Annotated in this window: 27 protein-coding genes and 1 other annotated feature; of the genes, 18 read left to right on the forward strand and 9 right to left on the reverse strand. The window is 56.7% G+C overall.

The features are described 5' to 3' along the window. The first annotated feature begins 17 nt into the window (after positions 1–17). The 7 genes from yidA to EnteroDNA1_RS14070 all read left to right on the forward strand — a co-directional run bounded on the left by yidA (position 18) and on the right by EnteroDNA1_RS14070 (position 7,165). Positions 18–830, forward strand: a complete 813-nt coding sequence (gene yidA, locus EnteroDNA1_RS14040; protein ID WP_064673024.1) for a sugar-phosphatase — start codon at positions 18–20, stop codon at positions 828–830. A gap of 226 nt (positions 831–1,056) precedes the next feature. After that, complete coding sequence (gene dgoR / locus EnteroDNA1_RS14045; RefSeq protein ID WP_003861109.1) at positions 1,057–1,746, forward strand: D-galactonate utilization transcriptional regulator DgoR; 690 nt, start codon at positions 1,057–1,059, stop codon at positions 1,744–1,746. Then, on the forward strand, positions 1,743–2,621 hold the full coding sequence (locus EnteroDNA1_RS14050) for a 2-dehydro-3-deoxygalactonokinase (RefSeq protein WP_064673025.1): 879 nt from the start codon (positions 1,743–1,745) through the stop codon (positions 2,619–2,621). Before dgoR ends, EnteroDNA1_RS14050 begins: the two co-directional genes overlap by 4 nt. Next, on the forward strand, positions 2,605–3,222 hold the full coding sequence (locus tag EnteroDNA1_RS14055; protein WP_064673026.1) for a 2-dehydro-3-deoxy-6-phosphogalactonate aldolase: 618 nt from the start codon (positions 2,605–2,607) through the stop codon (positions 3,220–3,222). The genes EnteroDNA1_RS14050 and EnteroDNA1_RS14055 overlap by 17 nt, the downstream gene beginning before the upstream one ends. Then, on the forward strand, positions 3,219–4,367 hold the full coding sequence (gene dgoD / locus EnteroDNA1_RS14060) for a galactonate dehydratase (protein ID WP_064673027.1): 1,149 nt from the start codon (positions 3,219–3,221) through the stop codon (positions 4,365–4,367). The genes EnteroDNA1_RS14055 and dgoD overlap by 4 nt, the downstream gene beginning before the upstream one ends. 179 nt (positions 4,368–4,546) lie before the next feature. Then, positions 4,547–5,884, forward strand: coding sequence for an MFS transporter (locus EnteroDNA1_RS14065; RefSeq protein WP_081273721.1), 1,338 nt, complete (start codon positions 4,547–4,549; stop codon positions 5,882–5,884). Positions 5,885–5,935: 51 nt separating this feature from the next. Continuing rightward, positions 5,936–7,165: a DUF3748 domain-containing protein gene (locus EnteroDNA1_RS14070; protein ID WP_073001911.1), complete on the forward strand. Its 1,230-nt coding sequence runs from the start codon at positions 5,936–5,938 to the stop codon at positions 7,163–7,165. On the opposite strand, the gene EnteroDNA1_RS14075 is transcribed toward EnteroDNA1_RS14070, so the two are convergent. After that, positions 7,162–7,494 (reverse strand): YceK/YidQ family lipoprotein, encoded by a 333-nt coding sequence (locus EnteroDNA1_RS14075; protein WP_039260364.1) that lies wholly within the window; start codon positions 7,492–7,494, stop codon positions 7,162–7,164. The two genes, EnteroDNA1_RS14070 and EnteroDNA1_RS14075, sit on opposite strands and share 4 nt — an antisense overlap. A 248-nt stretch (positions 7,495–7,742) precedes the next feature. Next, positions 7,743–7,814 (forward strand) — a sequence feature (ROSE (Repression Of Heat Shock gene Expression) occurs in the 5'-region of heat shock genes and acts as an RNA thermometer to modulate expression.). Here EnteroDNA1_RS14075 and ibpA point away from each other — a divergent pair. The 3 genes from ibpA to EnteroDNA1_RS14090 all read left to right on the forward strand — a co-directional run bounded on the left by ibpA (position 7,808) and on the right by EnteroDNA1_RS14090 (position 10,610). Further along, a complete protein-coding gene (gene ibpA / locus EnteroDNA1_RS14080) occupies positions 7,808–8,218 on the forward strand; it encodes a small heat shock chaperone IbpA (RefSeq protein ID WP_008500162.1) in 411 nt (136 codons plus the stop codon). (Overlaps the previous feature by 7 nt.) 136 nt (positions 8,219–8,354) lie before the next feature. Next, positions 8,355–8,783 (forward strand): small heat shock chaperone IbpB, encoded by a 429-nt coding sequence (gene ibpB / locus EnteroDNA1_RS14085; RefSeq protein ID WP_032662053.1) that lies wholly within the window; start codon positions 8,355–8,357, stop codon positions 8,781–8,783. Positions 8,784–8,948: 165 nt separating this feature from the next. Beyond that, positions 8,949–10,610 carry a putative transporter gene (locus EnteroDNA1_RS14090; protein WP_039260365.1) on the forward strand — a complete coding sequence of 554 codons (1,662 nt, stop codon included), beginning with the start codon at positions 8,949–8,951 and terminating at the stop codon, positions 10,608–10,610. Here EnteroDNA1_RS14090 and EnteroDNA1_RS14095 read toward each other — a convergent pair. Beyond that, entirely contained in the window at positions 10,578–11,324 is a 747-nt protein-coding gene (locus tag EnteroDNA1_RS14095) for a GntR family transcriptional regulator (RefSeq protein WP_033144348.1), read from the reverse strand. The two genes, EnteroDNA1_RS14090 and EnteroDNA1_RS14095, sit on opposite strands and share 33 nt — an antisense overlap. 221 nt (positions 11,325–11,545) lie before the next feature. On the opposite strand from EnteroDNA1_RS14095, the gene EnteroDNA1_RS14100 reads away from it, so the two are divergent. The 4 genes from EnteroDNA1_RS14100 (at position 11,546) to EnteroDNA1_RS14115 (ending at position 15,264) form a co-directional block, all read left to right on the forward strand. Then, complete coding sequence (locus EnteroDNA1_RS14100; protein ID WP_033144347.1) at positions 11,546–13,168, forward strand: alpha-glucoside-specific PTS transporter subunit IIBC; 1,623 nt, start codon at positions 11,546–11,548, stop codon at positions 13,166–13,168. Then, entirely contained in the window at positions 13,165–14,487 is a 1,323-nt protein-coding gene (locus EnteroDNA1_RS14105) for a 6-phospho-alpha-glucosidase (protein WP_063440097.1), read from the forward strand. The genes EnteroDNA1_RS14100 and EnteroDNA1_RS14105 overlap by 4 nt, the downstream gene beginning before the upstream one ends. 92 nt (positions 14,488–14,579) lie before the next feature. Then, entirely contained in the window at positions 14,580–14,927 is a 348-nt protein-coding gene (locus tag EnteroDNA1_RS14110) for a YidH family protein (protein WP_023333944.1), read from the forward strand. Further along, positions 14,917–15,264 carry a DUF202 domain-containing protein gene (locus EnteroDNA1_RS14115; protein ID WP_047059222.1) on the forward strand — a complete coding sequence of 116 codons (348 nt, stop codon included), beginning with the start codon at positions 14,917–14,919 and terminating at the stop codon, positions 15,262–15,264. The genes EnteroDNA1_RS14110 and EnteroDNA1_RS14115 overlap by 11 nt, the downstream gene beginning before the upstream one ends. Positions 15,265–15,298: 34 nt before the next feature. On the opposite strand, the gene dsdA is transcribed toward EnteroDNA1_RS14115, so the two are convergent. Next, entirely contained in the window at positions 15,299–16,585 is a 1,287-nt protein-coding gene (gene dsdA / locus EnteroDNA1_RS14120; RefSeq protein WP_064673029.1) for a D-serine ammonia-lyase, read from the reverse strand. Between the two features lie 17 nt (positions 16,586–16,602). Next, positions 16,603–17,940 carry a D-serine transporter DsdX gene (gene dsdX, locus EnteroDNA1_RS14125; protein WP_023309824.1) on the reverse strand — a complete coding sequence of 446 codons (1,338 nt, stop codon included), beginning with the start codon at positions 17,938–17,940 and terminating at the stop codon, positions 16,603–16,605. A 204-nt stretch (positions 17,941–18,144) separates the two neighbouring features. Between dsdX and dsdC the strand changes: the two genes are divergently transcribed. Together dsdC and EnteroDNA1_RS14135 are read left to right on the forward strand one after the other, a co-directional pair. Continuing rightward, positions 18,145–19,071 carry a DNA-binding transcriptional regulator DsdC gene (dsdC, locus tag EnteroDNA1_RS14130; protein ID WP_069303447.1) on the forward strand — a complete coding sequence of 309 codons (927 nt, stop codon included), beginning with the start codon at positions 18,145–18,147 and terminating at the stop codon, positions 19,069–19,071. An 84-nt stretch (positions 19,072–19,155) separates the two neighbouring features. Then, a complete protein-coding gene (locus EnteroDNA1_RS14135; protein WP_069303448.1) occupies positions 19,156–20,244 on the forward strand; it encodes a cellulase family glycosylhydrolase in 1,089 nt (362 codons plus the stop codon). Here the strand turns inward: EnteroDNA1_RS14135 and emrD are convergent. The 5 genes from emrD to EnteroDNA1_RS22490 all read right to left on the reverse strand — a co-directional run bounded on the left by emrD (position 20,147) and on the right by EnteroDNA1_RS22490 (position 23,414). Then, complete coding sequence (gene emrD, locus EnteroDNA1_RS14140) at positions 20,147–21,331, reverse strand: multidrug efflux MFS transporter EmrD (protein ID WP_033146466.1); 1,185 nt, start codon at positions 21,329–21,331, stop codon at positions 20,147–20,149. The two genes, EnteroDNA1_RS14135 and emrD, sit on opposite strands and share 98 nt — an antisense overlap. A 175-nt stretch (positions 21,332–21,506) precedes the next feature. After that, the gene (locus tag EnteroDNA1_RS14145; RefSeq protein ID WP_064673031.1) at positions 21,507–22,340 is read right to left on the reverse strand and encodes an EamA family transporter; all 834 of its coding nucleotides are present in this window, start codon (positions 22,338–22,340) and stop codon (positions 21,507–21,509) included. A gap of 62 nt (positions 22,341–22,402) precedes the next feature. Next, positions 22,403–22,849 (reverse strand): GNAT family N-acetyltransferase, encoded by a 447-nt coding sequence (locus EnteroDNA1_RS14150; protein WP_064673032.1) that lies wholly within the window; start codon positions 22,847–22,849, stop codon positions 22,403–22,405. A 64-nt stretch (positions 22,850–22,913) separates the two neighbouring features. Continuing rightward, on the reverse strand, positions 22,914–23,003 hold the full coding sequence (gene tisB, locus EnteroDNA1_RS21975) for a type I toxin-antitoxin system toxin TisB (RefSeq protein WP_023309830.1): 90 nt from the start codon (positions 23,001–23,003) through the stop codon (positions 22,914–22,916). A 102-nt stretch (positions 23,004–23,105) separates the two neighbouring features. After that, entirely contained in the window at positions 23,106–23,414 is a 309-nt protein-coding gene (locus tag EnteroDNA1_RS22490) for a hypothetical protein (RefSeq protein ID WP_166670494.1), read from the reverse strand. Between the two features lie 308 nt (positions 23,415–23,722). Between EnteroDNA1_RS22490 and EnteroDNA1_RS14160 the strand changes: the two genes are divergently transcribed. Both EnteroDNA1_RS14160 and EnteroDNA1_RS14170 read left to right on the forward strand, forming a co-directional pair. Further along, positions 23,723–24,436, forward strand: a complete 714-nt coding sequence (locus EnteroDNA1_RS14160) for a hypothetical protein (protein ID WP_064673033.1) — start codon at positions 23,723–23,725, stop codon at positions 24,434–24,436. A gap of 196 nt (positions 24,437–24,632) precedes the next feature. After that, the gene (locus tag EnteroDNA1_RS14170; RefSeq protein WP_064673034.1) at positions 24,633–25,112 is read left to right on the forward strand and encodes an Hcp family type VI secretion system effector; all 480 of its coding nucleotides are present in this window, start codon (positions 24,633–24,635) and stop codon (positions 25,110–25,112) included. The last annotated feature ends 49 nt before the right edge of the window (positions 25,113–25,161 follow it).

Consider the following 25,161-nt stretch of genomic DNA (forward strand, 5'->3'; position numbering starts at 1 on the left):
TTTATTCCGGGGAACTCATGGCTATCAAACTCATTGCAATCGACATGGACGGCACGCTGCTGCTGCCAGACCACACCATCTCTCCAGCCGTTAAAAACGCGATCGCCGCGGCGCGCGCTAAGGGCGTGAATGTGGTCCTGACCACGGGGCGTCCGTATGCGGGCGTACACAGCTACCTGAAAGAGCTGCACATGAATCAGCCGGGCGACTACTGCATCACCTATAACGGCGCGCTGGTGCAGAAAGCCGCAGATGGCAGTACGGTTGCGCAAACCGCGCTGAGCTACGAAGACTATCTGTTCCTGGAAAAACTGTCCCGTGAAGTGGGTTCCCACTTCCACGCGCTCGATCGCAATACGCTCTATACCGCCAACCGCGATATCAGCTACTACACGGTACATGAATCCTACGTTGCGACCATTCCGCTGGTGTTCTGTGAAGCGGAGAAAATGGACCCGGCGACGCAGTTCCTGAAAGTGATGATGATCGATGAGCCGGAGATCCTGGATAAAGCGATTGCGCGCATTCCGGCGGAGGTAAAAGAGAAGTACACCGTGCTGAAAAGTGCGCCGTACTTCCTCGAAATCCTCGATAAACGCGTCAATAAAGGCACCGGTGTCAAATCGCTGGCCGATGCGCTGGGCATTAAACAGGAAGAGATCATGGCGCTGGGCGACCAGGAAAATGACATCGCGATGATCGAATTCGCCGGTATGGGCGTGGCGATGGATAACGCCATTCCATCCGTGAAAGAAGTGGCCAACTTCGTGACCAAATCCAACCTGGAAGACGGCGTTGCTTACGCGATCGAGAAGTTTGTGCTGCAGTAACGCTTATTTTTAATCATCGGCCTCGGTTATCAACCGGGGCTTTTTTTTGCGCTGAATTTATTGAATTGTTCTTTTTGTGATCTTGATTGTAGTACAACATTAAATGATTGTACTACATTACAGCCATGGCAAAGACGAACTCCCTCACGTTTGTACTGCAAAAGTGAGGTGAAATTCAGCGGTCGCGGTAAAGTAGTGATGGACATACAGAGCACAAGGACTCTCCATGACTCTCAATAAAACCGATCGCATTGTCATTACGCTGGGCACCCAAATTGTGGGTGGCAAATACGTTCCTGGTTCGCCGCTGCCGGCAGAGGCAGAACTGTGTGAGGAGTTTGAAACCTCGCGCAACATCATCCGGGAAGTATTCCGCTCGCTGATGGCGAAGCGGCTGATTGAAATGAAGCGCTATCGCGGCGCGTTTGTTGCCCCGCGTAACCAGTGGAACTACCTCGATACCGACGTGCTGCAGTGGGTGCTGGAAAACGACTACGACCCGCGGCTTATCGGCGCGATGAGCGAAGTCCGAAACCTGGTTGAACCGGCCATCGCCCGCTGGGCGGCGGAACGCGCAACTTCCGGCGATTTGGCCCAGATCGAGTCGGCTTTAAACGACATGATCGCCAATAACCAGAACCGGGAGGCGTTTAACGAGGCGGACATTCGCTACCACGAAGCGGTGCTGCAGTCGGTGCATAACCCGGTATTACAGCAGCTTAGCGTGGCGATCAGCTCGCTACAGCGAGCAGTATTTGAACGTACCTGGATGGGCGATGAGGCCAACATGCCGAAAACGCTCCAGGAACATAAAGCGCTGTTCGATGCGATACGGCATCAGGACGGCGATGCGGCAGAGCAGGCGGCACTTACTATGATTGCCAGCTCGACACGAAGGCTGAAGGAAATCACATGACATCTCGCTACATCGCAATTGACTGGGGATCGACCAATCTGCGCGCCTGGCTGTACCAGGGTGAGCAGTGCCTGGAGAGCAGGCAATCGGAAGCAGGCGTGACGCGCCTGAAGGGTAAGTCCCCCGAGGCGGTGTTAGCAGAGGTCACACAACACTGGCGCGATAGCGCCACGCCGGTGGTAATGGCGGGAATGGTAGGCAGTAACGTAGGCTGGAAAGTCGCGCCATATCTGCCTGTTCCCGCCCATTTCTCCTCTATTGGCGAGCAGTTAACGTCCGTTGGCGACAATATCTGGATTATTCCCGGCCTGTGTGTCTCTCGCGACGATAACCACAACGTGATGCGCGGCGAAGAGACGCAGCTGCTTGGCGCGCGCACGCTTTCTCCTTCTTCTGTCTACGTCATGCCCGGAACACACTGCAAGTGGGTCCAGGCTGACGCTGAGCAAATCCACGACTTTCGCACCGTGATGACCGGCGAGCTGCACCATTTGCTGCTCAACCATTCGCTGGTCGGGGCCGGTTTGCCTGAGCAGGAAGCCTCGGCAGAGGCGTTTGCTGCCGGGCTTGAACGTGGGATCGCTTCTCCTGATGTTTTGCCGCACCTTTTTGAAGTTCGCGCCTCGCACGTGCTGGGAAATCTCCCGCGCGAGCAGGTCAGCGAGTTTCTTTCCGGCCTGCTGATTGGCGCTGAGGTCGCCAGCATGCGTGATTTCATCGCGCACGAGCAGGCCATCACCATTGTCGCAGGCGCATCGCTGACGTCGCGCTACGAGCAGGCGTTTCGCGCCGTTGGGCGTAACGTTTCAACGCTATCCGGCGACACGGCATTTCAGGCAGGAATAAGGAGCATCGCTCATGCAGTGGCAAACTGATCTTCCCCTTATCGCGATTTTGCGCGGCATCACGCCCGATGAGGTGTTAGCCCACGTCGGCGCGGTTATCGACGCCGGGTTCGACGCGGTGGAAATCCCGCTTAACTCTCCGGAGTGGGAAAAAAGCATTCCGGCCGTGGTGGAGGCCTTCGGCGATAGGGCGCTGATTGGCGCAGGCACAGTGTTACGGTCTGAGCAGGTGGATGAACTGGCGAAAATGGGCTGCAAGCTTATCGTCACGCCCAACATTCAGCCTGAGGTGATCCGCCGCGCGGTGGGGCACGGCATGACCGTCTGCCCGGGCTGCGCTACCGCTACGGAAGCCTTTACTGCCCTCGATGCAGGCGCACAGTCGCTCAAAATTTTCCCGTCATCGGCTTTTGGTCCGGACTACATCAAAGCGCTGAAAGCGGTATTGCCCGCCAGCGTGCCGGTCTTTGCCGTGGGCGGCGTAACGCCAGAAAACCTGGGCCAGTGGATCAGCGCTGGCTGTGTGGGCGCGGGGCTGGGCAGCGATCTTTATCGTGCCGGACAGTCCGTGGAGCGTACCGCACAGCAGGCGGCAGCATTTGTGAAAGCGTATCGAGAGGCAGTGAAATGAAAATAACCAAACTCACCACGTACCGTTTACCCCCGCGCTGGATGTTCCTGAAAATCGAAACCGATGAAGGGGTTGTGGGCTGGGGCGAACCGGTGATTGAAGGGCGGGCGCGTACCGTAGAAGCGGCAGTGCATGAGCTGGGGGAATACCTGATTGGTCAGGATCCGGCGCGCATTAACGACCTTTGGCAGGTGATGTACCGTGCGGGCTTCTACCGCGGGGGGCCGATCCTGATGAGCGCCATCGCCGGCATCGACCAGGCGCTGTGGGATATCAAAGGCAAAGTGCTGAACGCGCCGGTCTGGCAATTGATGGGCGGCCTGGTGCGCGACAAAATCAAAGCCTACAGCTGGGTCGGCGGCGACCGTCCTGCGGAAGTGATTGATGGCATCACGCAGCTGCGCAACATCGGCTTCGACACTTTCAAGCTCAACGGCTGCGAAGAGATGGGTATTATCGACAACTCGCGCGCGGTAGACCGGGCGGTCAATACCGTGGCGCAAATCCGTGAAGCCTTCGGCAACGAGATTGAGTTTGGCCTGGATTTCCACGGCCGCGTCAGCGCGCCGATGGCCAAAGTGCTAATTAAAGAGCTGGAGCCGTATCGCCCGCTGTTTATCGAAGAGCCGGTGCTGGCCGAGCAGGCCGAGTACTACCCGAAACTGGCTGAACAGACCCACGTTCCTATCGCGGCGGGTGAACGTATGTTTTCGCGCTTCGAGTTTAAACGCGTGCTCGAAGCGGGCGGCATTGCCATTCTGCAGCCGGACCTCTCTCACGCGGGCGGCATCACCGAATGCTACAAAATTGCCGGGATGGCCGAAGCTTACGATGTAGCGCTGGCACCGCACTGCCCGCTCGGCCCGATCGCGCTGGCTGCCTGTCTGCACGTTGACTTTGTCTCCCGCAATGCGGTGTTCCAGGAACAGAGCATGGGGATTCACTATAACAAGGGCGCGGAACTGCTCGATTTTGTGAAAAATAAAGAAGACTTCTGCATGGAAGGCGGTTTCTTTAAACCGTTAACGAAGCCGGGCCTTGGCGTGGAAATAGACGAAGCCAAAGTCATTGAACTGAGTAAGTGTGCGCCGGACTGGCGTAACCCGCTGTGGCGTCATGAGGACGGCAGCGTAGCCGAATGGTAAATGCGCGTCATACTTCGCGCTGGTGATGCGTTGGCTGCGTTTTCTTACCCCGGTCACATACTTTTGTATGCTCCCGGGGTAAGAAAACTTGCCGCCTTCCCCCAGCACGAATTATTTAGCGCATTCTGTTTACGTTATTAATTAAAAAAACCAAATACACCCTCTGTAAATTACAGGGCATGGTGAGCGGCTTCGCTATGCCCAAAATCTGGAGACAGATTGCGATGGATATTCCAGTTACTGCTGCAAAAACCGGGCGTCGCCGCTACCTGACGCTAATCATGATCTTTATTACCGTGGTCATTTGCTATGTCGACCGCGCCAACCTTGCCGTGGCATCGGCCCATATTCAGGCAGAGTTTGGCATCACCAAAGCGGAAATGGGCTACGTCTTCTCGGCGTTTGCCTGGCTGTATACGTTATGTCAGATACCGGGCGGCTGGTTCCTTGACCGCGTGGGCTCACGTTTGACCTACTTTATCGCCATTTTCGGCTGGTCCGTGGCGACCCTGTTCCAGGGCTTCGCGACCGGGCTGATGTCGCTGATTGGCCTGCGCGCCATCACCGGTATTTTCGAAGCGCCCGCGTTTCCCACCAACAACCGCATGGTGACCAGCTGGTTCCCGGAACACGAGCGTGCGTCAGCCGTCGGCTTTTACACCTCCGGACAGTTCGTTGGCCTGGCGTTTCTGACGCCGCTGTTGATCTGGATCCAGGAGCTGCTGAGCTGGCACTGGGTATTCATCGTCACGGGTGGGATTGGCATTATCTGGTCGCTAATCTGGTTCAAGGTTTACCAGCCGCCGCGTCTGACCAAAAGCATCACCAAAGCCGAGCTGGACTACATCCGTGACGGCGGTGGCCTGGTGGACGGCGATGCACCGGTGAAAAAAGAGGCGCGCCAGCCGCTGACCAAAGCGGACTGGAAGCTGGTCTTCCATCGTAAGCTGGTGGGTGTTTATCTGGGCCAGTTCGCGGTGACCTCCACGCTGTGGTTCTTCCTCACCTGGTTCCCGAACTACCTGACCCAGGAGAAAGGGATCACGGCGCTGAAGGCGGGCTTTATGACCACCGTGCCGTTTCTCGCGGCGTTCTTCGGCGTGCTGCTCTCCGGCTGGCTGGCCGATAAGCTGGTGAAAAAAGGCTACTCGCTGGGCGTGGCGCGTAAAACGCCGATCATCTGCGGCTTGCTGATCTCTACCTGCATCATGGGTGCCAACTACACCAACGATCCGGTGTGGATTATGACCCTGATGGCGGTGGCGTTCTTCGGTAACGGTTTCGCCTCTATCACCTGGTCGCTGGTGTCGTCCCTTGCGCCGATGCGGCTGATTGGCCTGACCGGCGGCGTGTTCAACTTTGTCGGCGGGCTGGGCGGGATCACCGTACCGCTGGTCATCGGCTACCTGGCGCAGGACTACGGCTTCGGCCCGGCGCTGGTTTATATTTCTGCCGTGGCGCTGATCGGGGCACTCTCCTACATCCTGCTGGTGGGTGATGTGAAACGAGTAGGCTAATCCCTGCGGATGTTTTACCCTGATGCACTCACCGTGCATCAGGGTATCCTCATGAAACAAATCACCTTCGCTTCGCGCAACCACCAGCTGACCAACATTAATACCTGGACGTCGGACAGCCAGTGGCTGGTCTACGACGTGCGCCCGTCCGGTGCGTCGTTCACCGGTGAAACCATCGAGCGGGTCAACGTCGCTACGGGTGAGGTAGAGGTGGTTTATCGCGCCACTGACGGCGCGCATGTCGGCGTGGTGACCGTTCATCCTGCAGAAGATAAATATGTCTTTATCCACGGCCCGAAAAACCCGGATGCCGACTGGCATTACGATTTTCATCATCGCCAGGGAGTGATTGCGCAAAACGGTCAGGTGAGCAACCTGGACGCGATGGATATCACCGCGCCTTACACCGCAGGCGCGCTGCGCGGGGGTAGCCACGTCCATGTCTTCAGCCCGAACGGGCAGCTTGTCAGCTTTACCTATAACGACCATGTCCTGCACGAGCGCGATCCTAAACTCGATTTACGCAACGTCGGCGTGGCTGCGCCTTTCGGCCCGGTGAACCCGCAGGGGAATCATCCGCGTGAATATCCGGGAACCTTCTGGAGCGTGCTGGTTAGCCGCACCACGCCCAACCTACGGCCGGGCAGCGATGAAATCAACCGCGCTTACGAAGAGGGCTGGGTGGGCAACGACAGGCTGGCGTTTATCGGCGATACCCTCTCCGCGCAGGGCGAAAAAGTACCCGAACTGTTTATCGTAAATTTGCCGGAAGACGAGCAGGGCTGGAAGCGTGCGGGCGATGCGCCGCTACAGGGCACGACGGAGACCCTGCCAGCGCCGCCTGCGGGTGTGAACCAGCGTCGTTTGACCTTTACGCATCAGAGGGCGTACCCGGGCCTGGTGAACGTGCCGCGTCACTGGGTTCGCAGCAACCCGCAGGGGACGCAGATTGCGTTTCTGATGCGGGATGATAACGGAATTGTGCAGCTGTGGCTGATCTCTCCTGCGGGCGGCGAGCCGCGCCAGTTGACGCGTACCGGGAGCGATATTCAGTCAGCATTTAACTGGCATCCTGCGGGCGACAGTCTGGGGTTTGTGCTCGAAAATCGGATCGCCTGCTGCGACGCACGGACCGGAGAGGTGACGTTTTTGACGTCCGATCATGGCAACCCACCGTCTGCTGATGCGGTCGTGTTTTCCCCGGACGGGCGCGTTATTGCGTGGATGGAGGAGACAGCCGGTTTCCGTCAGCTTTGGGTAACGGAAACCGCGCAGTACTAGCGTGGAGGCATGTCAGCGGGCGGGATGACGGCGTTTGTCGCCAGATTTTCCTGCTCGCTTTTCTCTACCCGCGAGCGTACGGAGTTGTCCTTACGAAACATATCCCACGGCAGCAGAAGCGTATCCGCCACGGCCGTAAACGGCATATCCAGGATAACCAGGGATTTGGTGCCCCAGTTTGTATCGTCATCGGAGAGCATCGCCGCGCTGGCGCGCGTCCCCGGATATGTTCCTTCTTTACCGCCGGTGTGAGACATCACGCTCGAACACCCGCAAAGTAAAACTACCCCGCTGAACGTCGTCAGCTTTATCAGAACATTTTTCATCATCACTCAGTCATCGTTAATGGCACTGCATAGACCTGCAACTCAGGGTTATAGCGAGCCTTATCCAAAATGGATAGCCCGATAACCCCGCACTGTGGCAGCCATCGCAATTTAACCCTTTGTGCTGTTGTCCCAGTCTAAGCGAGATGCAGGAAAGTGCAAAAAAAAGTGCAGCTGTCGTTCTTGAAAAGCCCGATTGCAGACCCATTTTAAGAATGTGGCCCGATAACGAACTCGCCTGATGGGTGTTCGGGGGCGCAAAGGCCTGTCCATGGTGGAAGGCTACAATTTCTCGCTGATTTCAGGAGTTTTATTTATGCGTAACTTCGATCTTTCTCCGCTATACCGTTCTGCAATTGGTTTTGACCGCCTGTTTAACCATTTAGAAAATAACCAAAGCCAGAGCAACGGCTACCCTCCATACAATGTTGAGCTGGTTGACGAAAACCACTACCGCATCGCCATTGCCGTCGCCGGTTTTGCAGAAAACGAACTGGAGATCACCGCGCAGGACAACCTGCTGGTGGTGAAAGGTTCCCATACGGCCGAGCAGAAAGAACGTACCTACCTTTATCAGGGCATCGCCGAGCGCAACTTTGAACGCAAGTTCCAGTTAGCCGAGAACATTCACGTTAAAGGCGCGAACCTGGTTAACGGCCTGCTGTTTATCGAACTGGAACGTGTGATTCCGGAAGAGAAAAAACCGCGTCGTATCGAAATTAACTAATTACGCGGGTCGCGTAAGCGGCCCACCCAGACTTGCTTGCCGTAACGGGAGCATATGCGAATCCATCAGGATTTGCAGGAACAACTGCGCACAAAATTAGACTGTGCCGAACTCGCTTCTCAGAAGGAGATTTAGTATGCGTAACTATGATTTATCCCCTCTGCTGCGTCAGTGGATTGGTTTTGACAAACTGGCTAACGCCCTGCAAAGCACCACCGAGCAACAGACGTTTCCGCCGTACAACATCGAAAAAAGCGACGATAACCACTATCGCATCACCCTTGCGCTTGCCGGTTTCCGCCAGGACGATCTGGACATCCAGCTTGAAGGCACTCGCCTGACCGTGAAAGGTACGCCGGAAAAACAAGAGACCGAGACCAAATGGCTGCATCAGGGGCTGGTTAATCAGCCGTTTAGCCTGAGCTTTACCCTGGCAGACCATATGGAAGTGTCCGGCGCAACGTTTACCAACGGTCTGCTGCATATCGACCTGATCCGCAACGTGCCGGAAGCCATCGCGCCGCAGCGTATCGCCATTAGCGAGCGGCCTGCGTTGAATAGCTAATAGCGTGCGGGCTGATGCCATCACCCCGGCCCTCTCCTGTAGGGAGAGGGTGAAAAGATAAAGCCCTGCCCCGGCAGGGCTTTTTTGTGCGCCATCACCCATACAACCGCCTCCGGCTCTGAGAGAATCCTTAGCATAACTAAGGTTATGCTAAGGAAGTGGGTCATGAGTGATATCGCGTTAACCGTCAGCGTGTTGGCCCTGGTCGCTGTTGTTGGCCTGTGGATAGGTAATATCAAAATCCGTGGCGTCGGGTTTGGGATAGGCGGGGTACTGTTTGGCGGCATTTTTGTCGGGCACTTCGCCGACAAGCTCGGGCTGGTCCTCAGCGCCGAAATGCTCCACTTTACTCAGGAGTTCGGCCTGATCCTCTTCGTTTATACCATCGGTATTCAGGTGGGACCGGGCTTTTTCGCCTCACTTCGGGTCTCCGGATTACGGCTCAACCTGTTTGCCCTCGGTATAGTGGTAATGGGCGGGCTGGTCACCGCAATTCTGCACAAAATCTTCGATATCCCGCTCCCCGTGGTGCTGGGCATTTTCTCCGGGGCGGTTACCAACACGCCTGCGCTCGGTGCCGGGCAGCAAATCCTGCGCGATTTGGGCATCGAACCCGGCATCGTCGACCAGATGGGGATGAGCTACGCCATGGCCTACCCGTTTGGGATTTGCGGCATTCTGCTTTCCATGTGGCTGGTACGCGTCCTGTTTCGCATTAACGTTGACAAAGAGGCGAAGGACCACGAAACCACGCTCACCAACGGCCATATGCCAATTAAAACCATCAACATTCGGGTCGATAACCCCAACCTGAACAATATGGCGATTCAGGACGTGCCGATCCTCAACAGCGCCAATATCATCTGCTCCCGCCTCAAGCGTGACGATATGCTGATGGTGCCCGCGCCCGGCACCGTCATTCGGCAGGGCGATCTGCTGCACCTGGTCGGCCAGCCCGGAGATTTAAACAACGCGCGGCTGGTGATTGGCCAGGAAGTGGATACCTCGCTCTCAACCCGCGGCACCGATATGCGCGTGGAACGTGTTGTGGTGACTAACGAACACGTTCTTGGCAAGAAAATACGCGATCTGCAGGTAAAAGAGCGCTATGACGTGGTGATCTCTCGCCTTAACCGTGCGGGTGTTGAACTGGTCGCCAGCCCGGAGGCCAGCCTGCAGTTCGGGGATATCCTCAACCTGGTCGGGCGCCCGTCGTCCATCGACGCCGTGGCGGATATGGTGGGTAACGCCCAGCAAAAGCTGCAGCAGGTGCAGATGCTGCCGGTGTTTATCGGTATCGGGCTTGGCGTGCTGCTCGGTTCTATTCCTGTGTACGTGCCGGGCTTCCCGGTGGCGCTCAAGCTGGGCCTGGCGGGCGGGCCGCTGATTATGGCGCTGATCCTCGGGCGTATCGGCTGTATCGGCAAGCTCTACTGGTTTATGCCGCCGAGCGCCAACCTGGCGCTGCGCGAGCTGGGCATCGTGCTGTTCCTGGCGGTGGTCGGCCTGAAATCCGGAGGGGATTTTGTCGATACCCTGGTCAAGGGCGAAGGGATGAGCTGGGTTGGATACGGCATCTTTATCACGGCGATCCCGCTGCTGACGGTGGGAATACTGGCGCGTATGTTCGCCAAAATGAACTACCTGACGCTGTGCGGGATGCTGGCGGGCTCCATGACCGATCCGCCCGCGCTGGCTTTTGCCAACAACCTGCACGCCACCAGCGGTGCGGCCGCGCTCTCCTATGCCACCGTCTATCCGCTGGTGATGTTCCTGCGCATCATCACCCCGCAGCTACTGGCGGTGCTGTTCTGGGGGATGAGCTAGCAGGTCATCCGGGTGGATGCGCCGCAGATGGTAGTCCACCTGGTAATCACTGGTATTTCGGAACATCACGGAATAATTGAGGAACTCGCCGCTGTCGCTGTAGGAGAGAGAGGTAATTCGCAGCAGCGGCGTCTGTTCCGGCAGGTTCATATAACCGGCCAGCGTTTTATCTGCCAGCACCGGCGTCAGGCTCTCGTAGTTGCCGCTGATGGTGATCCCGCACTCCTTCTCGATGTAATCAAACTTAGACCCCTCAAGATGCGCCAGCGACAGATTGCGGAACAGCTTCACCGGCATAAAGCTGTCCTCCAGCATCAGCGGCTTCCCGTCCACGTAGCGCACCCGCCGGGAAAAGTAGATCCGTTCATCCACCTGAATCCGCAGCTGGCTGGCGATGGCGGGCGGGGCGGGCATCACTTCAAACTGTAAGACCTTACTCTGCACCTCTTTTCCCTGTTGACGCAGCACCTCCACCAGCCCGGTCAGGTTGGTGGTTTCGTGGTGAACGTCTTTGCGTGAGACAAAGGTTCCGCTGCCGTGCCGCCGCTCAACCAGCCCCCAGCTCACCAGCAGATCCAGCGCCTTGCGGATGGTCATTCGCGCCACGCCAAACTCCTGCGCCAGCGCTTTTTCGCCGGGCAGCGGGCTGCCGACGTTGTAGTCCGACGAATTCAGCCGCAGCCGCAATCTGTCAGCAATGGATTTGTAGATCACCAGTAGACCTCTCTGCCGTTATCAGGGCGTGGATTGCGTTCTGACATGTCCATATTTACGTCAAAAAGTAGACCTGATTGGTCAAAATAAAACCATGAATGCGATCACGAATCGCAGCGGCACGCCATGTTCGCGCATCAGTAACTTCTTATGCTCACCTCAGGCCAGCAAAAAACCATAAAGGCCTCTACCCCTACAGGTTGTTTCATGAGGATTTAAAAATGCTCAGTCAAATACAACGTTTTGGCGGTGCCATGTTTACCCCGGTGTTGCTGTTTCCGTTCGCCGGGATCGTGGTGGGAATCGCCATCATGCTTCGCAACCCGCTGTTTGTCGGCGAAGCCTTAACGGCCCCCGATCATCTTTTCGCGCAGATTGTTCACATCATTGAAGAGGGCGGCTGGGCGGTGTTTCGCAATATGCCGCTGATTTTTGCCGTTGGCTTACCGATTGGCCTTGCGAAGCAGGCGCAGGGCCGCGCCTGTCTGGCGGTGCTGATTAGCTTTCTGACCTGGAACTACTTCATTAACGCGATGGGGATGACCTGGGGCCACTTCTTTGGTGTCGACTTCTCCGCAGAACCGACGGCGGGAAGCGGGCTGGCGATGATTGCCGGCATCAAAACGCTCGATACCAGCATCATCGGCGCCATTGTGATCTCAGGCATCGTCACTGCCATCCACAACCGCTACTTCGACAAGCCGCTGCCGGTGTTTCTGGGGATTTTCCAGGGCAGCTCGTTTGTCGTTATCCTCGCGTTCTTCGTCATGATCCCCTGCGCCTGGCTGACGCTGCTGGGCTGGCCGAAAGTGCAGATGGGCATTGAGTCCCTGCAGGCGTTTCTGCGCTCCGCCGGTGCGCTGGGCGTGTGGGTGTATACCTTCCTGGAACGCATTCTGATCCCAACCGGATTGCACCACTTCGTCTACGGTCCGTTCATCTTCGGCCCGGCGGCGGTAGAAGGCGGCATTCAGGTCTACTGGGCGCAGCACCTGCAGGAATTCAGCCAGAGCACCCTGCCGCTGAAAACCCTCTTCCCGGAAGGCGGATTCGCGCTGCACGGCAACTCAAAAGTGTTTGGCTCGGTCGGGATTGCGCTGGCGATCTGGTATACCGCGTCGCCGGAAAACCGCGTCAAGGTGGCGGGGCTGCTGGTCCCGGCCACGCTCACCGCCGTGCTGGTGGGCATCACTGAACCGCTTGAGTTCACCTTCCTGTTTATCTCGCCGCTGCTGTTTGCCGTGCACGCCGTGCTGGCGGCGACTATGGCAACGGTGATGTACGCCTTTGGCGTGGTCGGGAACATGGGCGGCGGCCTGCTGGACCAGTTCCTGCCGCAAAACTGGATCCCAATGTTCCACAACCACGCCTCGACGGTATTCACCCAGATCGGCATTGGCGTCTGCTTCACCGGGATTTACTTCGTGGTCTTCAAAACGCTGATCGAACGTCTGAACCTGAAAACGCCGGGCCGGGAAGAGAGCGAAATCAAACTCTACAGCAAGGCCGACTATAAGGCGGCGCGCGGGCAAACCACCGCCCCGGCGGCGGCCAGCCAGCAGGTAGGGCAGGCCGCCGGGTTCCTGCAGGCGCTCGGCGGCGCGGCCAACATCGAAAGCATCAACAACTGCGCCACCCGCTTGCGCATTGCGCTGGTGGATATGGCGAAAACCCAAAGCGATGACGTCTTCAAAGCCCTCGGCGCCCACGGCGTGGTGCGACGCGGCAACGGCATTCAGGTGATTGTCGGCCTGCACGTTCCTCAGGTGCGCGACCAGCTGGAATCGCTGATGAAAACCCCTTTAACGAATGAACAAACCACCCTGACAGAGGCTATATCATGAAAAAATTCTCAGTTGTTATTGCAGGCGGCGGCAGCACCTTTACGCCTGGTATCGTCCTGATGCTGTTAGCCAACCGTGACCGTTTCCCGCTGCGCGCGCTGAAGTTCTATGACAACGACGGCGCACGTCAGGAAACCATCGCCGAAGCGTGCAAAATCATCCTCAGGGAGCAGGCGCCGGAGATTGAATTCAGCTACACCACCGATCCTAAAGCGGCGTTTACCGACGTGGATTTCGTGATGGCGCATATCCGCGTGGGCAAATACCCGATGCGTGAAAAAGATGAAAAAATCCCGCTGCGCCACGGCGTGCTGGGCCAGGAAACCTGCGGACCGGGCGGCATCTCCTACGGCATGCGCTCTATCGGCGGCGTGCTGGAGCTGGTGGATTATATGCAGCAGTACTCCCCGAACGCGTGGATGCTGAACTATTCCAACCCGGCGGCGATTGTCGCGGAAGCCACGCGCCGCCTGCGTCCGAACGCCAAAATCCTCAACATCTGCGATATGCCGATCGGCATTGAAGGGCGCATGGCGCAGATTGTCGGCCTGAAAAACCGCAAAGAGATGCGCGTGCGCTACTACGGCCTGAACCACTTCGGCTGGTGGACGTCGATTGAAGATCTCAACGGCAACGATCTGATGCCGAAACTGCGCGAATACGTGGCGAAAAACGGCTATGTTCCGCCTTCGGAAGATGCGCATACCGAAGCGAGCTGGAACGATACCTTTGCCAAAGCCAGAGACGTACAGGCGCTGGATCCGGATACCATGCCGAACACCTACCTGAAGTATTACCTGTTCCCGGACTACGTGGTCGCGCACTCCAACCCGGAACGCACCCGCGCCAATGAGGTCATGGATCACCGTGAGAAGCATGTATTCAGCGCCTGCCGGGCGATTATTGAAGCCGGTCACTCTGCCGCCGGTGAGCTGGAAATCGACGAACATGCGTCGTACATCGTCGATCTGGCGACGGCGATTGCCTTCAACACTCAGGAGAGGATGCTGCTGATTGTGCCAAACAACGGGGCCATCCATAACTTTGATGCCGACGCGATGGTGGAGATCCCGTGCCTGGTAGGCCATAACGGCCCAGAGCCGCTTACGGTGGGCGATATTCCACACTTCCAGAAAGGGCTGATGAGCCAGCAGGTGGCGGTGGAAAAACTGGTGGTTGATGCCTGGGAGCAGCGCTCGTACCAGAAACTCTGGCAGGCGATCACCCTGTCGAAAACCGTGCCGAGCGCGTCCGTCGCGAAAGCGATTCTGGATGACCTGATCGAGGCCAATAAGGACTACTGGCCAGAGCTGCACTAATCGTCCTGACCGGCATCGCCCGATGCCGGTCTCCTTGTCCTTGTCGATTTACGCTATGCTGAAGCCTGCCTGGAGCACGACAAGGAACCTTCATGAAAATTTCCCGCCTCGGCGAAGCGCCGGACTACCGCTTCTCTCTGGCCAATGAACGCACTTTTTTAGCGTGGATCCGCACCGCGCTGGGCTTTCTTGCCGCAGGGGTGGGTCTCGATCAGCTCGCGCCGGATTTCGCCACGCCGCTGATTCGCGAAGTGCTGGCGCTGCTGCTGTGCCTGTTTGCGGGCGTGCTGGCGATTTACGGCTACCTGCGCTGGCTGCGCAATGAGAAGGCGATGCGCCTGAAGCAGGATTTGCCCTATACGCGCGGGCTGCTGATCGTCAGCACGATTCTGCTGACGGTGGCGGGCGTGGTGATGGTGCTGGTGTTCTATGGCGGATAGCCGCAAAGCGCGGCGCGAAGCGGACCCCGGCCTGCAGCCGGAGCGGACGTCGCTGGCCTGGCTGCGCACGCTGCTGGGGTATGGCGCGCTGATTGCTCTGGCGATTAAGCACAACTGGCACCGCACGGGGGTGCCATTCTGGATTTCTATTGTTGTGCTGGCGCTGGTGGCCATCATTTTATGGCGCTATACCCGCAGCCGTAACCTGATGGACGTGGCGCAGAACGATTTTGTACAGCCGAAAGCGGTTCGGGATAAGTTCCTGATCGCGCTCGCTGTTCTCTCGCTGTCGCTGCTGTTTGCAGTAACCCATATTCAGCAAATTTTGAGCCTGTAAGCCCGGTGGCGGCTACGCCTTACCGGGCCTACGATTAACGGCCTTTTGCTAAATACTTCGCCATCTCGTCTTCCGGCACCATCCCGCCGCCGGTCGCCCACACCAGGTGGGTAACGTTGGTATGCGAATGAACGCGCACCGGCCCGGCCATCCCCGCCAGCGCCGACGGCTCCAGGCGGATCCCTTCCTCCTGCGCCAGCCAGCCGAGCATGTCGTACATGCTCTGGTCGGAAAGGGTGTAGAACCCGTCGAGCAGGCGTTCCATCGCGCGGCCCACGAAGCCGGAGGCGCGTCCTACCGCCAGCCCGTCCGCCGCCGTGACGTTATCAATGCCCAGGTCCTGCACCGCGATCTCATCGTGCAGGCCGGTGTAGACGCCCAGCAGCATGCACGGGGAGTGCGTTGGCTCCGCGAAGAAGCAGTGGACGTTATCGCCAAAGGCCAGCTTCAGGCCAAATGCTACGCCGCCGGGGCCGCCGCCAACGCCGCACGGCAGGTAAACGTACAGAGGATGGTCCGCATCCACCACGCGGCCCTGTTCGGCAAACTGCGCCTTAAGGCGCTCACCTGCAACGGCGTAGCCCAGGAAAAGGGTGCGGGAGTTTTCATCGTCAATGAAGAAACAGTTCGGATCGCTTTCCGCCGCTTTTCGTCCCTGCTCCACCGCCACGCCGTAATCCTGCTCATATTCCACGACGATGACGCCGTGGCTGCGCAGTTTGGCTTTCTTCCACTCGCGGGCGTCGGCGGACATATGCACCGTCACCTTAAAGCCGATGCGTGCGCTCATAATGCCGATGGACATCCCGAGGTTGCCGGTTGAGCCTACCGCAATGCTGTACTGGCTGAAGAAGTCCTTAAAGCGTGGCTCCAGCAGAATGCTGTAGTCGTCTTCAACGCTCAGCAACCCGGCTTCCAGCGCCAGTTTTTCCGCATGGGTCAGCACCTCATAGATGCCGCCGCGCGCTTTAATCGAGCCGGAAATCGGCAGATGGCTGTCTTTTTTCAGCAGCAGCGTGCCGGGAATAGGCTTACCAGATTCTCTCTCCAGCCGCTTTTGCATCGCCGGGATCGCGACCAGTTCGGATTCGATAATCCCGCCCGTTGCCGCCGTTTCCGGGAAGGCTTTCGCCAGATACGGCGCGAAGCGGTTGAGGCGCGCGTGCGCGTCGTCCACGTCGGCTTTGGTCAGCCCGACATAGGGCAACCCTTCTGCAAGCGTCGTGGTGCGCGGGTTAAGCCAGGTAGTTTCTTTCAGGGCGATCAGATCCTCAACCAGAGGAAACTGTGCGGTTAAAGTAGTGATAGTTGCGTTTTCCATAATACGTCTCTTCGCGCTCAGATAATGAAGGAAAGCAGGAATGTGCCGCCAAGTGCAAGCACCGAGGCGATAAACGTCGCCGTCGTATAGTATTTGAAGGTCTCATTCAGGGTCGCGCCGCAGTATTGCTTCACCAGCCAGAAGAGGGAATCGGTCACGATCGTGCAGCCAATGGCGCCGGAACCGATGGCAATGGTGATGATTTCCGGGCTCACGTTTGGATAGAGCGGCAGCATCGGCGCGACGATCGCCGTGGCGCCCATCATCGCCACCGTCGCGGAGCCTACGGCGGCATGCAGCACCAGCGCCACCAGCCAGGCGAGCAGGATAGGGTGCATGTGCAGGTTCGAGAGAATATGCGCCAGCGAATCCGCCAGCCCGCTGGTTTTCAGGATGGCGTTAAACGCGCCGCCCGCGCCGATAATCAGCAAAATGTTGGCGATAGAGCCGAAGCCGTGCTCGGTATGCGTCAGCATCGTGCCCATGCCCATATGCTGGCGTATCCCCAGCAGGTAGTAGGCGACAAACACGGCGATAAACATCGCGGTGATCGGGTTACCGATAAACTCCAGCAGCGTATACAGCGTGCCTTCTTTTGCCATATTCAGCTCGGCAATGGTTTTCACCAGCATCAGGGCAATCGGCAGCAGCACCGTGAACAGCGTGGCGCCCAGCGACGGCAGGGTGTGCTCTTCCCGCACCTTCAGGTCTGAAAATTCCGCCGGAACCGGTTTAAACGGCAGACGGTTGCCGAGCAGTTTCAGGAACAGCGGGCCGCCGACCAGCGAGGCCATCAGGCCCACCATCAAACCGTAGACAATGACCGTTCCGACGTCCGCGCCTAATTTATTGGTCACAAACAGCGCGGCCGGATGCGGCGGCACCACGCAGTGCACCGCCATCAGCGCGGTACAGAGCGGAATGGCCAGCTTGAGCAGCGACGTGTTGGTCTTTTTAGCGATGGAAAACGCCAGCGGGATCAGCAGTACCACGCCCACTTCCACGAACAGCGTGATCCCGCAGATAAGGCCCACCAGCACCATAATAACGTCCGCCGACAGCCAGCGGCAGCGCTGCAACGCGATCCCGATGCGCTCTGCCGCGCCGGAGACTTCCATCATCTTGCCGAGAATGGTGCCCAGACCAATCACCGCCGCCAGGAAGCCCAGCGTACCGCCAATTCCGCTCTCAATGGCATTCACCATATCCAGCGGGCTCATCCCCATCATCGCGCCGACGAAAAAGCTCGCCAGCAGCAGCGCGAGGAACGGGTGAAACTTCAGCTTAACGATGGTTAAAACAATCAACACAATGCTGACCAGCAGCGTTGCCACAACCCAGACCTGAGATCCCATATCTCACCTCACCCTTATGTCATCTGTGGGTATTGGACGAAAAAACGGCGTGGGCTGACAAACGATATAAATTGGCGTTCAGATGAGCCAGATTGGATCAACTGAGTGACTGCGGTCTAAAAAGTGCACTTAATTCGTATTAGGTTCACATAAATTCACCCTTGAGCGGTATGCTGAGCGCAGAAAACCCGCGTGAGAATTGTGATGACCGATGCGAATGAAGCCAGAAACCGCCTGTTAAACGGCTGGCAGCTGTCGAAAATGTACACCTTTGAAGTGGCCGCCCGGCATGAGTCTTTCGCCCTGGCGGCGGAGGAGCTGTCGCTCAGCCCAAGCGCGGTGAGCCACCGCATCAATCTGCTGGAAGAGGAGCTGGGCATTCAGCTGTTCGTCCGCTCGCACCGTAAAGTTGAGCTGACGCAGGAGGGAAAGCGCGTTTACTGGACGCTTAAGTCGTCCCTCGACACCCTGAATCAGGAGATCCTGGACATCAAAAACCAGGCGCTGTCCGGCACGCTGACGGTCTACTCCCGGCCGTCGATCGCTCAGTGCTGGCTGGTGCCCATGCTGGGGGACTTTACCCGCCGCTATCCGTCGATTTCACTCACCATCCTGACCGGCAATGATTACGTCAATATGCAGCGAACGGGCGTCGATCTGGCGCTCTATTTCGACGATACGCCGCCAAACCACCTCTCTCATCACTTCCTGATGGACGAGGAGATTTTGCCCGTCTGCTCGCCGCAGTATGCCCGCGAGCATGAGCTGCTGAAAAACCCCGATAACCTCAGCCACTGCACGCTGCTGCACGACCGTCAGGCCTGGAGCAACGATTCCGGTACGGATGAGTGGCTGAGCTGGGCGCAACATTTTGCGGTGAATATGCCGCCATCGTCGGGTATTGGTTTCGATCGCTCTGATTTAGCGATTATTGCGGCCATCAACCACGTCGGCGTCGCGATGGGCAGAAAGCGGCTGGTGCAGAAACGGCTCGAACGGGGCGAGCTTATCGCCCCGTTTGGTGAAAAGACCCTGAAATGCCATCAGCACTACTATATCTCGACGCTCTCTGGCCGACAGTGGCCGAAAATAGACGCCTTTATCGGCTGGCTGAGAGAACTGGCAGGTTGAAGAATTATTACGCTTTCGCTCTACACGAAATGTGAAAAAGCGTGCTAAATACAGGTAATGCTTTCGATTTATCCAGGGTAAACCGTGTTAAAGCCTTTTATTGCCTGTGCATTACTGATCTCTTCCGGCTGGGCGATTGCCGCTGAGCCGCCGCTGACGGCTGCCCGTTATGCGCAGCAACTGGGCGTCGGGATGGATGTGGACTGGGCGCGCACCGAGCGCGGCATACGCGAATTCGACCCGCTGGTGGTGCGCGATTTTCGTGCAAAAGGCATTACCCACGTGCGCATTCGCGTCGCCGATGAGCCGACGGAAGCGCGGCTAATTCACCTGCGGAAGTTGGTGGAAGCCTGCGAACAGTATGGCGTGATCCCGATTATCGCTTATCAGGCTGATGAGTATAAAAACGACCCGAAAGCCGATAACGAGAAAGAGACGATTAACTGGTGGATTGCCGTGGCGCACTATTTCGGTCAGAGCTATCCGCTGCTGGGTTTTGATCTCATTTATGAGCCCGCCGACAAGCTTAACCACAACCTCGCGTCGCTAAACCGCGTGTATGAAAAAACCATTAAAGCTATCCACGACATGGACCCGCAGCGCATGATCTTTATTGCGCCACGCCTGCGCGCCGCGCCGGAGGATTTATCCAGCCTGAAGCTGCCCGCGCACAGCCAAAACTACCTGCTGGCAGAGTGGCATATTTTCCCGTGGGGGCCGCTGAAAAATAGCGGTAAATACCCGTGGACGTCCGGCACGGCGACGGAGAAAGCGGCTATCCATAATCGCATCACTACCGCGCTGCGCTGGCAGCAAAAAACCGGGCACGTGAGCTGGGTCGGGGGCTGGGGAGTGGGAGAGTCAAACCATCTCACGCCAACCGCTTCGCAAATGGCGTTCTCCACCTTTATGGCCTGCGAGTTGCAAAAGGCGAAAATCCCGTATGCGCTGAACGCGGATTTCCAGTTTTACGACGGGGAAGAGGGGGCCTGGCGGCCCGCGCCGGAGCCGTTACTGCAGGCGATGATTGCGCCCGTCTGTGAAAAGCCCGGCGAAAAGCCGGGCCATCATGCGGTTAAACCGGCTGCTCGTGATGCGGAACACGCGACGCCAGCGGCAGCCAGCACAGTAAAATCAGCAGCCCCATCAGCGTCATCAGCAGGCCCAAACTAGCCTGCCCGGTCTGCGGCATCATCGCCGAGAGCCAGGCCAGCGCGCCGGAGCCGATATTCTGCAAACCGCCTACCAGCGCGCCAGCCGTGCCTGCGAGAAACGGGAACGGCTCCATCGCGCCGCTGGTCGCCAGCGGGAACAGCATCCCCGCGCCGAAGAAGAACAGCGCTGCCGGGATGAGCAGCGTCCAGACCGTCATCACGCCAAACAGCCCCGGTATCCACATCATCAGACCCGCCAGCAGACAGCTGATCACCGACTGCCACATCAGGGTGGAGAAGCGTTTATTTGGGCGTCCGGCAAACCACGCGCCGAAGAACGCCGCCGGGATCGGCAGAATAAACAGAATACTCACTACCATGCTGCTCAGGCCCAGACCCGCGCCCAGCAGCACGCCGGAACAGGCTTCAAACACCGCAATGCCCGCCAGGCCGCCGATCAGCATCAGCAGGTAGCAGGTAAACGACCCGTTGCCGAACAGCGTTTTATAGCTGGTGATAAGCTTCGTGCGCGGGGCGTCCTGCGGGCGCGTTTCCGGCATCCAGCGCGCCATGCTGAAGGTGACAATGACGCACAGCACCAGCAGGAAGGCGTAGCAGGCGCGCCAGGACCACATCGTGTCCAGCAGGCCGCCAATCAGCGGGGCGAGAAGCGGGCTGACCAGAATACCCATATTCAACAAGCTGTTGGCATGACGGAGCTGGGTGCCCTGATACATATCGCGCGGTAAGGTTCGCGCCATCACCCCACCGACGCCGGTTCCGACGCCCTGCAGGGCGCTGGCGGCAATCAGTACGGTCAGGCTGTGCGTGGTAATGGCAATCACCGTCGCCACCATGAAAATGCTCATGCCCACCAGGATCACCGGGCGACGCCCGATTCGGTCAGACAGCGGGCCGTAGAAGAGCTGCGAAACGCCATAGGTCAGCAGGTAGGCTGCCATCACGCTCTGCACCGCGCCCTCGCGGACGTTCAATTCCTTTGCCATGTCGGCAATCGCCGGAATGTAGATGGTTTGCGCCATCTGACCGACGGCCACCAGTAACACCAGCATCAACAATAAGTTAACGTTCCTTTGTTTTTTCATGTCGCTGAATACTTTTGCCAAAAGAGAAAAATGAAGAATAAGTGACTGCGCATTCCCATAAATGCGCGAGGAATCTACCACAGAGAGATGACAATTTAAGCATTGTCGTGGTGAATGAAAAAACCGGGAAAGGCAGGATTTGTAAACAAGAACGGCAACTAATGTTGCCAGTGATTTACGCCAGGCGCAGCAGAATGGCGCCGCCGGCAATACCCAGCGCCGCCGCGATGCGCAGGCCCGCAACCTTCTCTTTTAAAAGGACAAACGCGATCAGCGCCCCGAAAAGAATCGAGGTTTCACGCAGCGCCGCGACCACCGCCAGCGGTGCCTGCGTCATGGCCCAAAGCGCCAGACCGTAAGAGCCCATGGTGCCAATACCGCCGAGCAACCCCTTTTTCCAGTGCAGGCGCAGGTAGCCGGACGCCTCGCGCCGGCGCGCCACCATCGCCCAGCTCAGCAGGCAGAAGCCGTTCATAAAGAAGGTCCACAGCGTGTAGCCCAGCGCGGTGTCCGACAGCCGCACGCCGGTGCCGTCGACCAGCGTATACCCGGCAATGAAGCAGGCGTTCAGCAGCGCCAGCCAGATCCCTTTGCGTGACCGTATGCGGCCATGCATCGCCATCGCCAGAATCGAAAGGCAAATTACCCCGATGCCGGACCAGGCGAGCCAGGAGAGACGATCGCCGAGCGCCAGCACGCCGATCAGCGCCACCAGCAGCGGGGCGGTGCCGCGCATCAGGGGATAGGTCTGGCTCATATCGGAGACCTGATAGGTCTTCGCTACCAGCACGGTGTACACCACCTGTAAGGCGCAGGAGACGATCAAAAACGGCCAGCTTGCAGCAGATGGCTGTGGGGAAAACGGCAGTAAGACCAGAGCGATAAGCGTGGCGGATCCGCTGACGCTTATCGCGGAATAGAGCTTGTCCGTTCCGGCCTTAACGATGGCGTTCCAGCTGGCATGCAGCAGCGCGGCGAAGAGCAAAATGCAGAAAACGGTGGTGGTCATGGCGTATCGGGTGATGAATTGTCACTTAACTGTAACATTCACACCCTGATGCTGCCAGCCGGTTACACGGCACAAAAAAGGCGGTGCGTCACCCGCGGTTCGTCCGAGACCAGCGTAAAACCCGCCCGATTATAAAACCCGTAGGCACTGTCCGGCGCGTGGGTATTCAGGAAATCAAACCAGATGCTGGCATCGGCCATCACCACGGTTAAAAGCTGTTTGCCAATGCCCAGCCCGCGGCACTTCTCGCTGACGTAGAGATGGCGAATACGTCCGGCGCGCGGCTGCTGGCTGAACGGATCGCGGTTGAGGCCGCACACGCCGACCAGCCTGCCGTTGAGAAACGCGCCCAGCAGCTTTTCTCCCGGCGCGTTAAAGCGGTTCTCGCCGCGCTGCCAGTTCTCTTCCAGCCTGCGCAGCATGTTGAAATTCAGTGCGATACTTTCAGCCTTCAGGGCGATATACCCCGGTTCATCCGGTGTGACGGGCTCAATTAACAGACGCGACATAGCATTCCCTCGTTATTAAAGAGGGGCGGTTGCCCGCCCCTCTCAGGTGCGACTTGAACCTGAATTACCGAAGGAATTTCAGGACAGCATCAAGCAGTTGCAGTACTGCAACAATGAGTTTGAGGATAAGTATCACCATATCCACTACGCTCATACGCGTCTCCTTTTGGTTAAAAGGAGCACGATGCTGGCGTACCTTTCCGCCGCCTGTTGCCAGCACCTGGATTGACGTAACACAGTGTGCTCACTTCAGGGGTTAAGGCACTGACGGCACCACCCGTTTCAGCCAGGACTTCGTTGCGCCGGTAAAACTGCGGCCCCCTCGCTCACTGCGAACACCCTCAGTATAGATAAATACTGTATGCATGAACAGTATTTTTTGGACAAAATCAGGAAGGCGATCCATACTCAAAAGCGTCAAAATCCGTGCCGGAATTGCGCGTTCGTCTTCGATCGCGTATACTTTTTGCGTTGACGTAACACAGTGTGTTCTGCGGCGACCAACCGCAAAACCCTGATAAAAACCTCGCTCCGGCGGGGTTTTTTGTTTTCTGATGTGCCTCATAAAAAACTGCTGGATGAGCGAGGGTTCTGCTGTTTGGCTTCGATGTGGGCTAGCCGGATCGCTTAAGCCGCTCTGTTTAATGGAGAGGTATTAGATTCATTTTGTAAGATAACACCACTTAATGTGTAAACTAATATAACTTACTAATACCTCTCAAGTAATTTAATTACTTCGCGTATAACAATAATAAATAAAAGTGAGTCAATTTATTTTTTACGTGAATGTTTAGTTGAAATAATTTCACTTATTTGAAACTCAGCGCTTTCCAATGTATATTTCCAGAGTCGCAAATATTGTATGGATACATTATGCAAGCATCTGATTATTTAAAGATGAAGTTCCAGAGTGACAGGCAGTTGGCTATTTATGGACAGCAAGGCGTTGCAGGGACATGGAGAGCATTAAAGGGGATCGGTTCTGATATTTACTCAGGAATCGAACGCGTAAGCTGGTACTCATCATGCTTAATCCCTAGCTATCATGATGTGTGTGATGAGCTTCTCTCAGAAGAAAAGAGGATGTATCTCTCAATTCTCTCGCTTTACCGTTATCGCGATGTAATAGAACACATGCTCTATCTTTATTTTGAACGTGTTATTACCGATTCTGAAAATGGAAATGAACAAAATCGCGTTCGTAAGATGGATTCAAAAGTCACCGGGCTTGTTAAAAACATACCAACAAACAAGGCCGCGCGTTTAGCGATAGCATTGGGGCTGGCCAAATCCCTTTCCGAATCTGGCCTGCTCTCTGAAATCGTCGTCGAACGGCTTGCACGCCGCGTACCTAACGTTGTCATGGCGCTTCAATTGATTGGAACGGAACAGAAGTGCGTTTTTGCTGCCCGTCGCCTGAAAACGTTGGACCCCAGGTATTACGCGACCCTGTATGCCGCACAACTGGAGATGCTTTACTACTTTTTTGAGCCTTTCCTGTCTGAACTCATTAAGAAGGTGCAAATGGGATTCTATAAGGATTTCGATGCAATTTATGACGACTTAAAGGACAAGGAGCATGTTTAAGAGTCTGCTATCAATTCTGTTTTCGGATGTTTTATTCCCCGTTTATATTTTTGCGTGCGCCTCTTTGTTCCTGTGGTTGATGCCTGACCACTGGGTATTACTAACATTCATTTCTATTGTTGTATTTATTATTGTGCATCCGATAATTTTCGGCCGCTTTGATAAGTACGATTAAATTTTATAAAAAGGATTTTATATGTCAAACCCAGCTTATTTGTTTCTAACAGATGAACAAGGTTCTCCCATGGTTGGACCTTGCCTTGTGTCAGGGCGTGAAGGTGCAATTGAACTCAAATCGTTCACTCATAATGTTAACATTCCAGTCGACGGGAATACCGGAAAATTGACGGGGACGCGCATACACATGCCCGTCATGTTTCAGAAGGAATTTGATCGGGTAACCCCGATTTTATTTCGGGCGCTGAGTACAGGAAGAACGCTCCAGTCAGCCACCATTAAGATGTACCAGATTAATGAGGCGGGTTTAGAACAGGAATATTTTAATATCCTCCTCGAGAATGTGAAAATCACCTCAATCACACCAGACCTGTACCCAGGCGCAAACACCGGAACACACCTTGAGACGGTTCTCATCCGCTACGAGAAAATCACCTGGAAGCATTGCGACGGCAATGTCATCTATAGTGACTCCTGGAATGAGCGAGCAACTTACTGAAACGTGATCCCTGACGCATTTTTGCGCAGATGAAAATATTTCCATTGTC

The organism is Enterobacter sp. HK169 (assembly GCF_001719105.1).
GTDB lineage: Bacteria > Pseudomonadota > Gammaproteobacteria > Enterobacterales > Enterobacteriaceae > Enterobacter > Enterobacter asburiae_B.